The sequence below is a fragment of the Anabaena sp. PCC 7108 genome (assembly GCF_000332135.1).
GTDB lineage: Bacteria > Cyanobacteriota > Cyanobacteriia > Cyanobacteriales > Nostocaceae > Anabaena.
The window spans coordinates 5,573,143-5,587,080 of record NZ_KB235896.1 but is presented as its reverse complement, the minus strand read 5'-3'; the positions used below and the strand labels follow the sequence as shown (position 1 = coordinate 5,587,080).

The following is a 13,938-nucleotide window of genomic DNA, read 5'->3' as shown; positions in this document are numbered from 1 at the left end:
TCTTAGTATTTTGTGTTGCGATTCTTTTGCCTGCGCTGCTGTTCTTGTTCTACTAAAGACTTCCGGCCAAGTCTACTGTTTTGCTCGCGTCCGTTGACAGCAGATTGTTCAGAGTCTATCTGACTTAAGTGTTGGGCTAAAGCGTGTATAGTTGGGTATTGCACCAAAGTCATAATTGATAGCTCCGATCCAAACATTTCAGCTAGTTTGTTATGAATCTGAGGCAAGAGCAAGGAATAACCGCCTAACTCAAAAAAGTTATCATGAATTCCCACAACATCTAATCCAAGCACTTCAATCCAAACTTGGGCAATCTGTTTTTCCGCCTTGGATTTGGGTATGACAAGAGTTGTTGCCAATTCCGGACGAGACTTGTTTGGGGCAGGCAGTGCTAAACGGTTTACCTTCCCGCTTGGTGTCAGGGGCATTTTCTCAAGCGTGACAAAAACTGCTGGCACCATATAGTCGGGCAAACGTTCTCGTAAATAAGTTCGCACTGCCAGTTCGAGCTTTTTAGCTAGCTGTTGCTTTAGAGAAACTTGCTCAAGCTCTGCTTCCAGATTTAAGATACTGGTAGCATGTTCATGGGGCACCACATAGGCTACTAAGCGTTTGTTACCTAATATACCTTCTTGCGGTACAACTACACTTTCCTGAACTGCTGGATGTTGTGCCATCACGGTTTCAATCTCACCGAGTTCAATGCTGAAACCGCGAATTTTTACCCAATTATCTGCACGACCCAGATACTCGATATTACCATCAGGCAAGTAGCGGGCGATATCGCGAGTCCTTAAGAGACGACCGGAACCGAAAGGGTTGGAAATGAATCTCTCTGAGGTTAACTCTGGCAGGTTGAGATAGCCTCTGGCTAACCACTCACCGCTAACGTACAACTCACCGGGAACGCCGATCGGAACGGGTTGAAGGCATCGATCTAGTATATAAACTTTGGCATTTGTAGTAGCAGAACCGATAGGAGGAAGCGCTGGCCAACTGCTCGTTTCTCCAGTGAGGATAAACTGCGTTATCGTTGGATTCTCAGTTAGCCCATACTGATTGTAGAGAATGCCACCTGTTTGCTTGAATAAGTTGGCAATAGCTGGTGTAATTTGCAATTGTTCGCCAGTGACCATGATTTCGCGCAAGGTGGTAAGAATTGGTCTGCCGTTATTAACCACCTCTGCCAGATTCCGTAAGGCCACACAGGGAAGAAATGCTCTTTCAATCCTTTTTGAAGCGAGGAAACTAGCTAAAGCCATAGGATTGCGTCGGACTTCCTCTGACAGTTGCACCAGTATTCCGCCAGAACTCCAGGTAGTGAATGATTCCTGTAAGGAAATATCGAAGCTGAGAGGAGCAAATTGCAGAGTTTTGGCACTGTTGGAAACCGTTGTGGAATGCAGTTGCCACCAGATGAAATTGCAGAAAGCACGATGCTCCATCGCCACCCCTTTGGGTCTTCCTGTAGAACCGGAGGTGTAAATAACATAGGCTAAGTTGTCAGGCTGAACCTGAGTGACTGGATTCTCGGAGTTCTGCTGAGAGATAAGCTCCCAGTCTCGATCCAGGTAGACTATCTGCCGTCCTTGGGCACAGAGTGCTAGCTGCGGTAAGCTGCTTAGCGTCTTCTCTGTAGTTAGCAAGACTTGCGCCTGTGAATCTGACAGCATATAAGCTAGGCGCTCTTCGGGATAGGTGGGGTCTAAAGGAACATACACGCCATTAGACTTGAAAATGCCCAATAATCCGATTATCCTGGCTAGGGTGCGCTCTACGCAGAAACCAACTGGTACTTCTGGTTTTACTCCGAGCGATCGCAGATAGTGTGCCACCTGATTCGCTCGTAGATTCATCTGGCGGTAGGTCAGATGTTCTTCTTCAAACTCTACTGCTACTGCATCCGGTGTGCGTTCTACCTGCTCTTCCACCAACTGATGACTACACTTAGAACGAGGGTACTCTGCATCGGTGTTGTTCCACTCGACCAGTAGCTGATGCCGTTCCGCTTGAGTCAACAGGGGCAAGGTGGATATACTTTGCTCTGGATTGACAACCAAACCCGAAAGCAAAGTCTTGAAATGCCCCAACATCCGCTGAATCGAGTCTGACTCATACAACTCAGGATTGTATGAGCAGCTTACTCTTAAATTCCCCTCTTCTTCAGCCGCCAAAACAACAAGCTCACACCTAGCAATGTGTTCCTCAATGTCCTCTAGTTGTTCTGATTTTATCGGCGCTTCTGAAATACAAAACGGTACATTGCACAGTACCAACATTACCTTAAAAATCGGAGATTTAGTTAGCTCCTCCAGTTTCTCAAATGGGTAATCTCGATTTTGTGCTGCTTCTTCAACTGTTATAGCAACTCGCCTTAAAATTTCTTTAGAATTTGGTTCACCTGCTAGACTTGTCCGCAACGCGATCGGATTGGTAAATTTTTCCTGACTTGCTTCTTTTGCTTCTCGAATACTATCCACAGATAGGGAACCAACAATAATATCTTCTTGCTCTGTGTAACGCAGCAAAATAATTTTAAATATAGTCAGCAGCGCGGTAAGTAGAGGTATATTCTCAGCGTAGCAAAATTTATTGAGTTCTAAGCCTAGCTTCTCATCTAGTTTAATTGTTTCCTTTTCTCTAATCAAAGATTGAACGGATACTCTTGAACGCTGGAAGGGAATTTCTAACACGGGCAGAATACTACCTAAATGCTTCTGCCAGTAAACTTCCTGTTCAATCACGCTCTTTCTAGCCGAAAGACGTTGAGACTCACTCATGGGGGACAATTTTTGTAATTTCTAAGTATCTTAATTGCATAGGTGACTTAGCTTTTTTCATTCCACTTTGACAGGGATAGCAGCCGCTGTCGTTCCTGCTTACTCCTATCAATTTCGCACTGGAATTATTATAGTATAAATACGTTTATACAAAAGTATTTTCCTACTTTCCCAACTTTTCCTACTTTTCCTACTTTCTTTATTTTGAGAAGTTTAATATTTCAAGTAATTTTTGCTATATTATGTTAAATTTATTATATTTTTTTCGTAATTTCTTTTTTATTTTGTAGTGTATAACTGAGTTGAATTAATAAATGAGATTATTAGTTCACCCCATAGAAGTAAATTGCTGTCTGGAAGACTAAGTAGTAAAATGGGCATACTTAATAAAGTAGAATGTATCCAACTTGTACAGGATAAAGAGGATGTTATAAAATTTTTTACTCCTTTGTCTAGCAACGAGACAGTACTATTTGAGATTCCTCCACAAACGGCTGATGAAGCACTATTTTGCCACCGCTTTCAGACCGATCAGTTAGTAGTTGTGCGAGGTAGCATGGTCTTAGTGTTTCTACAAAACCGTTATTACGATTACATTTTGTCAACTCAGCACCAACTGCTCCTGATCAAAATTCCTCCTGGCATCCCCCACGCATTGATTAATTTTAGTTCTGAACCTTGCTTGGTATTGAATGCCATTATCCGTCACGGTACCCCTCATCCAAAAGATTACCAACCCATTAAAAAGCCTTTTCCCTTCGACTTTGAGAGAGTCAAAAAGTTGCTGGAAAATCACGTTGGAAAATAGAAGTAAAAACATGGAATGAACTTTGTAACGTTTGGCTATAATCTATCCGCTATCTAACAGATAACCGACGGAGATACTAGGTATGAAAATGCAATGGAAAGGCGTAATGCCAATAATTACTACTAGTTTTAGGAAAGACTTATCCATAGATCGGGAATTTATGGCTAAACATGCTTATTGGTTGGTGGATAATGGTTGCACGGGTATTGTTGTTAATGGTACGCTTGGGGAAGCAAGCACTTTAAGTTTTGATGAAAAAATACAGAACATACAAACGTGCGTATCCGCAGTAGGCGATCGCGTACCTATCGTTTCTGGAACAGGAGGTATCAATACAGCCGAAGCCGTAGCTTTTGCTAAACGAGCAGAGGAAGTTGGCTGTAGCGGCTTAATGATTTTACCTCCCTATCAATACAGCCCAGATTGGCGTGAGATGAAAACACATCTTTTTGCTGTGGTTGAGGCAACAAAACTTCCCTGTATGTTATACAATGACCCCTCTAGCTACCAGAGCGATCTTCTGCCAGAGCAGATTGCCGAACTCGCTAACGAGCATTCTAATGTTCAAACTGTTAAGGAAGCAACTGGTGATGTGCGCCGAATCACTGCCATTCGCGCTTTGTTGGGAGAGCGTCTTTCTCCTACTGTTGGTTTAGATAGTTTCCTGGTTGAAGGTATAGCCGCAGGAGCAACATGCTGGGTGGCGGGACTTGCCAACGCTTTACCAAAAGAATCTGTAGCTCTTTATAATTACGCTGTGCAGGGCGACTATGAGAAAGCATTTAATCTCTATCGGTGGTTTCTTATCTTAGCAGGACTCAATGTCGGACATAAGTTTGTGCAGACAACTAAGCTGATTCAGGAGGTCGTTGGTTGGGGGAATACCATTGTGCGTCCCCCACGATTAGAACTCGTTGGCTCTGAACTGGAGGAAGCTCACAACATCATTAAAACAGCCTTAGCTAATCGTCCAAAACTTTAAGGACACCCTATGGAGGAAAATAAACTGATTGATAGATAGGGCTGTGAAAGGCTTAGGGGGAAACCCTGAGCTTTTTTCGCTCTCCATTAGTGCCGGTCTAGAGGGTGTCCTGCATTAACAGCGAGGTTCTCAATATCAGGCTTAATCTGCATAATTAGTTCTTCAAATCAATACCTCTGCCAATTTACCGAGGGTTCAACGCTGCTGGAAACGGGATGAATGCGTCCTAAAGCAGTAAGCTTGGCAAAAATCTGGGTTAATAAAATAGGCTCAGGGATTTCGGGAAGCATTTTTAACATTTCACGAACATATTGAAAACCACGATGGTAAGCCTTAAGATCAATAATGCCGGAACCGGGATTGAGTTGACGGAAATCAGCGAGAAGATGGTGGGATAAATTGACCATAAAAAATGCTAAATTAGCAGCATTAGTCACGGCAGTTTTGCCAAGGTTCATAAAATCTTCCAATCCCCAAAACTCAATTTGGAAACGGAGTTTGTAATAGTCGATGATTTTTTCAAACGACAGAGTTAGGTCGCTAGAAAAAAGAATTACATGGCTGCAAGCATTAAGTTTTAAGATTGGTTTTTACCAAAATCACTACATTGATAGCTTGAGCAAATTCTTTGTGAAGAAGAGTGGCTTGATAAATATCAGTTTGAATCTCATCCTCAATAGCACTTTTACATAAATATTTGCCAGGTATCGACCGCTCATCGATAACATGGCCAGGATTATTTGGTTCAATTGCCGCATTGTTGTAGCATTTATCTGCGGCAGGAGGCATTGTAACAATGATAAGATGTCGGGCATGGGCTGGAAAGTGGGTTTTGAGTTATCGTTGTGAGAGACAATAACTCTACTACGGCAGCCCTATCTCTTCAAAGTTTGCGATCGCACCCAAGCTGGGAAATTTATGCCAAGACAATAACTCTATTACATCGGACCTCTCTCTTCATCCTCTTATTTTGGCTAAGGTATTGTCGATCCATCATTTTCTTTTCCTCAATTCGGTAGTCTTAAAATTTTGAACAATTTTCCACGATGGGTTTTGTGAAGCTAATCCGAATCCGCCTGTGCTTGCTTCAAGCTTGCCCGCAGTTGCGGGGCTAGCACCTGTACGTGCGGCGGAGCTATCAATGTTTCCGTCGTGATAGCTGGCATTACACCCTTCCATTGCATTGTCTTACCTAGTATCTCATCAGTTTGTTAGTAGCAATGGGTTTTCACACTCTAAAAATCTTCTTTCCATTAATTTTCTCGCGTTTACCCCCCTGACGGTGAAAGCTGTGGCACTGCTGCTACTTGAGCAGAAAAGTTTTTATCTAGCCTGTCTAGTATGCTCTTAATTAAAGACGTACCCTCAGTAAAATTATCAGTATCTCGCGCTAGAGCTATTCTGATGTATTTCTCTCCTTGGTCAGGATTGTGCCAGAAAAAGTAGGTTCCTGGTAAAACATATACGCCCTCCTCGTATAAGATTTTTTGCAGTTCAGTCGCCTTGAGATTAGGCTCCATGATTTCACACCAGGCGACACTGACGTTACCTTTTGGCTTGAGCGGTTTTAACATACTATCTTGAAATGTTTCTTCTAAAATCTTTCGGTTTGTATTTAAGAGATTTTTTATGGAAGCAAACTGGCAGTTTTGGGAATCTAGTAGGTATTCTGTGAGGACATTGAGAATGAAGGGAGATACATTAAGAATATATGCTGTATAAATGCTATACATCTCTTCATAGAGATTGTCGCTGACTTTCAGCATGGCTATTTTGGCATCCTGAATTGGCCAGGTTTTTCCGGTGTCTTCAATTGCCATATATTTAATACCCGATTCTTTTAAGACTTTATAGGTATCATAAAGTTCAATTTCCTCATCGTTCATCAAAAAATTGGCAAAGCAATAATCTATAACAAGTATCTTGTCATAATCTTTACAAAACTGAACCACATTTTCAAAAGCTTTTTTGTTTTTCTGTCCCAGCAGCGTGAATCCTGTTGGGTTATTAGGGTCTACGATAAATATTGCATCACTCTTGACATGAGTTTTGAGATTTTCATAAATTTTATCGACATCGTGTAATAATTCTTCTTTTAAAGGATCAAGAGGAATTGCAAGGTGCGACAATATTTCATAGAGATTATCAAAACAAGGTTCAATTAAAGTGACGCTCAAGCGTTTTTTTAAGAGATAGTTGGCTATATGAATGATGGCGATTGAAGCCGCATAATAAAGCATGACATTGTTGGGAAATAAGGCTGTATCCAATCCTCTCATTTTATAAAAGGTTTCTATAAATTTATTATTTAAGGTTTCTTGCTTAGTTTTTTCGGCTTCAAGCCATAACTCAGGCAACCTTTTAATAATCTCCAGTTGAGAAGGAGATTGTGATTGATGAGTATGAGCATCAGCATAGTTATGCTTTTGCTTAAGTGCTTCAACCTCGTGTTGAGTTAGGTCTTGAAACTTCAGCATTGTTTTCTATCTTAATCTATGAGTTGGAAATTGTATTCTCACGTTAAACCCTGATTCTGTAAGTGCGATCATCAGGTTTTTAGAAATTGTTAACGATAATAAATTATTTTATGCCAATTTTGTAAAAGCTTGCTAGTCATTAAAAAAACATTGTCCAATCTTACGGGATTTTTGAAGGCATTGCTAAAGAATATTAATCCTTATTTACTAATAAATAAAGTCGGAAAAGTAGGAAGCTTACTCAGGACGACTATTATAAAGTGACTCGACCTGATCTATTAGTTGCCAAAATTGCTTTTGATATTCTAGAGATGGGTTTTAATTAAAACGAAAAAGTAGTTCGCAATAATCCAATCCAAATACTATCATTGGCAGCATTATGCTCAGGATTAGTAATCAACAAAACTCCCGGAGTAATAGAAACTCTATCAGTCACTGGATAGCGATAAGATAGCTCAAAATGCATTGAAGTATCGCTATCTAAACGAGAAGAAACATCATTACTTGTCACCTTCGGAGGCATACCAAAGACAAAATTTAACTGACTACCTAACTTACCCAAATCTGGCACTACCGCAGTAATTGCCCAACTCCAGATGTCAGCATTAGCTCCAATTGAACCATCTAAACCACTAACGCTAGGCTCAGACTCAGCCCTAGCATTGAAATAGCTAAACCAACCACCTAAAATCAACTTATTGCTCAACTTGTAAGTAGACTGTAAACCATAAGCGTTGGCGGAAGTCGCAGTACTGCCTCCAAAAGGTAACTGAGCAAATCTACTACCCTTACTCCCAGTTAGATTAGGTGTTGAAGCGTAGTAGTGACCATAGGTAAAAGCGATCGCTAACTTATCAGATGGAGTATAAGTTACCTGAGCTAAAGCAGTAGATTGACCACCAAACAGTCCTTCAAGTGGATTGCTACCAGAAGTAGTTAAATAACTGACACCAGCGGCAATTTTATCAGTGAAGTTATAGTAAACTACAGCACCCGTACCAAAAGCAAATGAGTAGATAGGACTTTCAGCACCAAAATTGGAAATAGAAGCAACAGGATTAAGCGCAGGGAAAATGCGAGTGGGAAAGTCAGCAACAGATGCGATCGCAACTTTACCGCGTTTACCTGCGATCGGAAACTCATAAAACAACGAACCTAGCGTAACATTGTTACCAGTATTAACAGCACCAATCAGGCGAGTCATATCTGTTCCAGTCACACTGGAACCAAAATTGCTAACATTTCCAGCCCGAATGTTAGTACGCAATCGGTCTTTACCTGTAAAACTGGTATCGAAATTGAGATTTACTCGCCCTGATAAAGTAAGATTTTCATTCAAACTTTCCCTGGGATTACTCCCAGAAGAAACAGCTTTCTGTCCTCCAAAAGCACTAATTAAATTAAAATCTACAGTCCCCCGAATAATTGTAGTAGTACTAAACTGATGGTCTTTGACAAAGGCTACTCGCTGTTCTAAGTTATCTACCTTAGTGGTGAGGGTTTTCAGTTCTGTAGCAAAGTCTGCTTGTAGCCTTTTTACAGATGCCAAATCTTCTTGATTAGGGAATGTATTATTTAAGCTATAAATTATACGTCCCATCTTAAGCAAGCAAGTATTAAAAGCAGCAGCAAATTCATAACGGTTTATAGCCCGATTACCCTCAAAAGTAGCTTTTTCAGAACCAACAATGCAACGATATTTTTCTACCAAGCTTCGCAGTGCTTCATAAGCCCAATCCCCAGGAATAACATCTCGTAAATCTTCAACCCTGGTAACTTCCGTCATCGCATCTGGTGGTTGGCTATATAGTTGGGGTGGCTGTAATTGGTTAGTAGGAATTTCTGGAATTTTAAGTTGATCATCAGAGGTTTTTGAAGTAATTTTATTACCAGAAGCCAGTTGGTTTTCTAAAGTGCTAGAAACCCCCGCCTTTATAGACGGTTGTGAAAGTTCGGGGTAAAATCTCTGGTCTTGTACCGCATTGTTCCCTGTTAAGAATTCCCCGTTTCCTTGAACAGTTGATCTGACTATCACATCTGAATTAGGAGCTAATTCATCAACAGAACTAACGTCATGATTCTCTAGCAAGTTTACAGTTGTTGGAATTTCAAATCCTGAAGTATTAGTATAATTTGCTTGCGCCAAGACCGGAGATAATACTAATAAATTGTAACCCAGGATCAATAAAGTCAGCGGCAATGGCAGACTCAATTTGCTCATAATTTTTGCATTTTTCTACACAAACAATGGATAAAAAACCTTTTTTAAGGACGAACCTTCAATTCATTATTGGCAGTTTCAATCACTTTTTTAGCTACATCTTCGGGAATTTTCGTGTACCCTAGCTCTCGATTAAATCCTTGACCCTTAGTTAGAATCCATATCAACAAGTTCTTATTGGACTGGACAAGAGTTTCGTTAGGGTACTTGTTATAGAAAAGTAGCCAACTCAAACTAACCAAGGGGTAGCCATCTTCTGGATCATCTATATCTTCAGTCGTGAACTCATCATTAAACTTGATATTGACTAGAGCTTTTTCCGTTTCTGCTAAGGTTGGTTCTACGTAACGACCAGACCGATTTTCAATCCTAGCTGTAGGCAGATTGTTCTGACGAGCAAAGCTTGTTTGAATATAGCCGATTGCACCATCAATTCTTCGCACTTCTCCTGCTATTGCACTATCTTGGGGAAGGGAAGCAAAGACCTGAAATCCCCAATTAGGTTCTCGGCTAGATTCTATTTTTCCACCCGTAATTTTTCGCAAGTATTTAGTCAGGGTCAAATTAGTACCGCTACTGTCAGATTGAACTATGACTTGAATCTTTTTGTTAGGAAAACTGGAATCAACTTGGTTCCAATTGGCAATTTGACCTGTAAATATTTTTGCCAGTTGCTCACGAGATAACTTGACATCTGCGGTTACATCTTCAAGATTGTAAATAATAGCTATTGACCCTCCCCCTGTAGGTACCATTAGCAACCCATCTTGCATTTGATTTTTCTCAATTGGGGTAGGAATTAAAGTAGTACCTGCGAGGTCTACAGTTTTATTGATGAACAAACGAATACCACCACCACTGCCAATCGCAGTGTATTGGAACTTAACGCCTGTTTCCCGTTCGTATTCTGCACTATATCGCTGATAAAGAGGTTCGGAAAAAGCAGCCCCACCACCCTTAAGTAATTGAGCAGAAGCAGTATTAGTAGTGAAAATAATCGTTATTGCAGTTAGTGTGGTAGCGGCAATTCTCTGGCAATTACTGATTGTAAATGTCTTCATAGCTCTGTGTCGCCGAATTGCATATTTTGACTGTTGATTTGCTAAATATTGATTTTTTTGCGGTAAATGAGGACTCTATTACCATCAGCAGCAATTTCTAACCAAAAATCCCGAATGACAAATTGATAGAAAAATTCGCCAAGACGAGTACTCCGCCAAGTGCTGATAAGTGGGTCATTTGGTGCCCATTTTTTGAATGCTTTTACAGCAGTTTCAGGAACTCCACTAGACTCTATTTGCTCGTCAACTTGAATCAGAGTGCCAATGGGAGTAACTTGTACTTCAACTTCAAAGCCTTGTTGGTTTTGACCTCTGAGTATGTATATTAATGAACCATCTGACTTAAGTTCGATTCGGGCTTGGCTAAATTTAGCATTGGTCGCTGTCTTTGCTGAAGACATTGCTGGAAGTGCGACTTCTTCTAGGGGTATTTTTCGGACTATTCCCCCTAGATTTTGGGCTATTAATAAACGAGGCAAGAGGCAGGAGGCAGGAGGCAGGAGGCAGGAGGCTTTATGAGCTTTCTCAGTAGGGGATTCAACCCCCACTGAGAAAGAAGCCGCTGAACTCTCGTACCCTGCGGGAAGCTCACGCAACAGTGGGGTTCCTAAACCCTTGCTCCCTAGAAGTCGCGCAGGAATTTCTACAATGCGTTTTCCTCCTGCCTCCTGCCACGCCACTTGCTTCACTTGGGGAGACCCCAAGACCGCAGTGGCTCCTCTGCCTTCTGCCTTCCTTGATAAACTTCTACTGTTAGCAAGAGATTGAGCTTGATCATCACCTAAATAAACAGAGGAGGTGAGCATAACTATTCCTGTAATTGTGAAAACTTTCTGCAAATTAGTTGTGGAAAAAATCATCAGTTTTTTATTGTTCATTTTTTCTAAAAGTGTAAAATTGTCCCACTAACTAATTTTTCTTACTTGCTGACTTCAATAACTCTTTATTACCTTTCACTTGCAAAAACTTAGTTTTTGATTCATCCAATACGGTTGGTTTAACTGGAAGGTAGCCAAGACTAGAAATTTCCTGGTCCACATATGTCAAGTAATAGTTAATAAACCCTTCTAATTCCGTTCGGTTCCGAATCGCCTTGGCATCTGCATACATATACAAAGGACGAGTTAGAGGATATCCTGGTAGGAAAGGGTCTACTTTATCAATAGCGATCGCCTTCAACTTCTCACGGTTTTCTTGATAGGAGCCATACTCTAAGAAGCCAACCATGTAGGAATCAATTAAAGCTTCTGAGTATAACTGCTCTACAAAGTCATAAAACATCGTATTGGGAGCATTAGTAAGTTGGCTAACGTTGCCCTTGAGAATAGCTTGAGCAAACAAGTCAACTGCTCCCCCCGTACCAGCCCCGGCTGGAATAATGCGTTTAATCAGTTCTTTTGGCCATTTGGGATTGACATCTGACCACTTTTGGACAGTAAATACCTTTGCCAGTTCGTCGCGTGTCAGAGTGTTGGGGACGAAATTATTCTCAGAACTAACTACAATAGTCACGGCATCGGTAGCAATTTTAAAGCCTATCGGCTGAATACCTGACTTAGCACAGGCGGCTAACTCCTGACTGGTAATCGGGCGAACTGCATTGACAATATCTATTGTTTTATCCTGGCAAAATAGTTTGAAGCCAACAACCGTATCAATACCAGCGAGATTAATCTTGCTAGGATACCCGTCTTGGATAAAGCGTTGAGCAATAGCCTGACTAATTGGCAAAACTACCTGAGTTCCAGATATCGCTATTATTCCCTCTAGTTCTAGGGGGTTTACCTCCGGAAGCACAATGCCCTGTTGAGCTGAGTCTTGGGTTGAGAGTGATTTAACTAATTTCCTCTCGACTTTCTGAATACCTAAATTTTCTTTTGCAGATTTGTCCGGATTAGCTTGATTATCAATATTTGCTTTTGAGGTTTTTGATTGACCAGTGCAAGCTATTAATAGTAAAACTATGCTGAACAAAAATAAGTAATTTCTGCAAGTTCTCCTGATTGATGACATATATTATCTTCCCACTTGGATTCGGCGACCATTTTTGTTATTTGGCAGATTCACATCCTCCTTAATTCCTTTAGCAAGTCGAACCATCTTTTTCCGTTCTTCGATATACTCAAGAATCTCTGAAGCAAATTTGTTGTTAGACTCGATTATTTCAATAACCTCGTCCGTTGGAATCACTACAACCTCGACATCTTCATTGGCGATCGCTGTAACTGGGCTTACCTCTCCTGGAAAGATAGCCATTTCACCAAATACTTCGTTAAGTTCTAGTTCATCTACTATCTTGCGGTTCCCTTGCTCATCTTTTAGATAAGCCTGTCCTGTACCCTTGAAGATAATATAAAGTCCCTCGTCTTCTTTACCTTCCTGAATAATTAACTCATCCTTACCGTAGGCTTTAAATCTAGCCCGTTCACTCAGTTTTTCAACTTGATTATCATTGAGCGTTAAGAAATATGGGAGCGATCGCAAATAAGTTACCAATTCCTGTTGGCGGTTCTCTAGTACTTGAGGAATCCGGCTTGGTATCCCAAGTTTCGCATCGACATCGTACTGTACTGCGATCGGATAGGGGACGGTAAAACCATAACGTTTGGTTAGATAGTAAAGCCGGGATTTGAGTGTCGCAGAAACGCCAAAATTATTTTCAGGCAGTAATTTATAGTAAAGGTCATAGGTGATACAGGAGTCTCCATAGGAACTAACCTGAGCCAAACCTTCGTCTTCGATCGCATCTATGCCCTCCACCAAGCTATTTAGTGCTGGAATCACTTCATTAGGAGAGTCGTCATAAGAAAAGCTGGCAGAAATACTTTTCCACATTGCTCCCTGACCGTAATTGATAATGCTTGCCTTCGACAATACCCCATTGGGAACGTTGAATTTTCTGCCAGGAGCTGCAATAGTAACCGACCACCAATTTTGCTCGAGTACCCGCCCCTGCTTTCCGTCGAACTCAATCCAGTCACCCGTTCTGAATGGTTTGGCAAATAGCAGCAGCAATCCTGATACCAGGTTGCTGAGGGTATCTTGCAGCGCTAGGGCAATTACTGCTGAAGCTATCCCCACAGAAGAACCCAAGCCAGTCAAATTTATATTCCAAATTCCATTGATAATGTGATAACCAATGGCGAAGATTACCACACCCCTAGCTACCTGAAAGAACAGGCTAGGTACATGAATTTGCCATTTGATCGGTTCTTTTTTTGTGGTCAACAAGGCGTTAATTAAAGAAATTCCCGCCACAATCACGGCAACCCAAGTTAACGTTTCCACAAAGCGTGCCCAGGAATCTTTGCCAGCAACGCTTAAAAGCTGTCGCATGACCAAAATTACGGCTAAGGGAGGTAACACATACTCCCGTATCTGACGCAGAGCAACTGCTAAGGGGTGTTGCTGCCGTTCCAATCTTGAGGCAGCTTCACCAAGCAGTATACCGAACAATGGAAATCCCAGCCCCAAAAGTAATATCCATCCCAGAAATGATTTATCCATGACTGTTTTTTTTACGAATAATAAACAGTGAGTAGCGGGGAAAAAGGCAGGAGGCAGGAGGTGTAGAATAGTTTAGTTTCTTCCTACTTCAAACTTCTTGCG

General features: G+C 41.3%; 9 protein-coding genes and 1 pseudogene. 2 read left to right on the top strand and 8 right to left on the bottom strand.

Translation table 11 applies throughout. The features are described 5' to 3' along the window. Nucleotides 1-2 precede the first annotated feature (2 nt). Entirely contained in the window at nucleotides 3-2,780 is a 2,778-nt protein-coding gene (locus tag ANA7108_RS0126040; RefSeq protein WP_084776987.1) for a non-ribosomal peptide synthetase, read from the bottom strand. 373 nt (nucleotides 2,781-3,153) lie between these two features. On the opposite strand from ANA7108_RS0126040, the gene ANA7108_RS0126035 reads away from it, so the two are divergent. Together ANA7108_RS0126035 and ANA7108_RS0126030 are read left to right on the top strand one after the other, a co-directional pair. After that, nucleotides 3,154-3,588, top strand: a complete 435-nt coding sequence (locus ANA7108_RS0126035) for a hypothetical protein (RefSeq protein WP_016953770.1) — start codon at nucleotides 3,154-3,156, stop codon at nucleotides 3,586-3,588. Nucleotides 3,589-3,670: 82 nt separating this feature from the next. After that, entirely contained in the window at nucleotides 3,671-4,570 is a 900-nt protein-coding gene (locus ANA7108_RS0126030) for a dihydrodipicolinate synthase family protein (RefSeq protein WP_016953769.1), read from the top strand. Nucleotides 4,571-4,737: 167 nt separating this feature from the next. On the opposite strand, the pseudogene ANA7108_RS28010 reads toward ANA7108_RS0126030, so the two are convergent. The 7 genes and pseudogenes from ANA7108_RS28010 to ANA7108_RS0125990 form a co-directional block, all read right to left on the bottom strand. Further along, nucleotides 4,738-5,302: pseudogene (locus ANA7108_RS28010) on the bottom strand (IS4 family transposase); the annotation flags it as partial. A gap of 536 nt (nucleotides 5,303-5,838) precedes the next feature. Beyond that, a complete protein-coding gene (locus ANA7108_RS0126015; protein WP_016953767.1) occupies nucleotides 5,839-7,047 on the bottom strand; it encodes an aminotransferase class I/II-fold pyridoxal phosphate-dependent enzyme in 1,209 nt (402 codons plus the stop codon). Between the two features lie 322 nt (nucleotides 7,048-7,369). After that, a complete protein-coding gene (locus ANA7108_RS0126010; protein ID WP_016953766.1) occupies nucleotides 7,370-9,268 on the bottom strand; it encodes an iron uptake porin in 1,899 nt (632 codons plus the stop codon). Between the two features lie 44 nt (nucleotides 9,269-9,312). Beyond that, a complete protein-coding gene (locus ANA7108_RS0126005) occupies nucleotides 9,313-10,329 on the bottom strand; it encodes a substrate-binding domain-containing protein (protein WP_016953765.1) in 1,017 nt (338 codons plus the stop codon). A 41-nt stretch (nucleotides 10,330-10,370) separates the two neighbouring features. Beyond that, nucleotides 10,371-11,207, bottom strand: a complete 837-nt coding sequence (locus ANA7108_RS0126000; protein ID WP_016953764.1) for a hypothetical protein — start codon at nucleotides 11,205-11,207, stop codon at nucleotides 10,371-10,373. A gap of 31 nt (nucleotides 11,208-11,238) precedes the next feature. Next, nucleotides 11,239-12,303, bottom strand: a complete 1,065-nt coding sequence (locus tag ANA7108_RS0125995; protein WP_016953763.1) for a substrate-binding domain-containing protein — start codon at nucleotides 12,301-12,303, stop codon at nucleotides 11,239-11,241. Nucleotides 12,304-12,345: 42 nt separating this feature from the next. Continuing rightward, nucleotides 12,346-13,836: a cyclic nucleotide-binding domain-containing protein gene (locus ANA7108_RS0125990; protein ID WP_016953762.1), complete on the bottom strand. Its 1,491-nt coding sequence runs from the start codon at nucleotides 13,834-13,836 to the stop codon at nucleotides 12,346-12,348. Between the last annotated feature and the right edge of the window lie 102 nt (nucleotides 13,837-13,938).

Coding starts and splice junctions, on each gene's coding strand:
- ANA7108_RS0126010 (WP_016953766.1), bottom strand. CDS start 9,268: ATGAGCAAATTGAGTCTGCCATTGCCGCTGACTTTATTGATCCTGGGT.
- ANA7108_RS0126040 (WP_084776987.1), bottom strand. CDS start 2,780: ATGAGTGAGTCTCAACGTCTTTCGGCTAGAAAGAGCGTGATTGAACAG.
- ANA7108_RS0126035 (WP_016953770.1), top strand. CDS start 3,154: ATGGGCATACTTAATAAAGTAGAATGTATCCAACTTGTACAGGATAAA.
- ANA7108_RS0126000 (WP_016953764.1), bottom strand. CDS start 11,207: ATGAACAATAAAAAACTGATGATTTTTTCCACAACTAATTTGCAGAAA.
- ANA7108_RS0126030 (WP_016953769.1), top strand. CDS start 3,671: ATGAAAATGCAATGGAAAGGCGTAATGCCAATAATTACTACTAGTTTT.
- ANA7108_RS0126015 (WP_016953767.1), bottom strand. CDS start 7,047: ATGCTGAAGTTTCAAGACCTAACTCAACACGAGGTTGAAGCACTTAAG.
- ANA7108_RS0125990 (WP_016953762.1), bottom strand. CDS start 13,836: ATGGATAAATCATTTCTGGGATGGATATTACTTTTGGGGCTGGGATTT.
- ANA7108_RS0126005 (WP_016953765.1), bottom strand. CDS start 10,329: ATGAAGACATTTACAATCAGTAATTGCCAGAGAATTGCCGCTACCACA.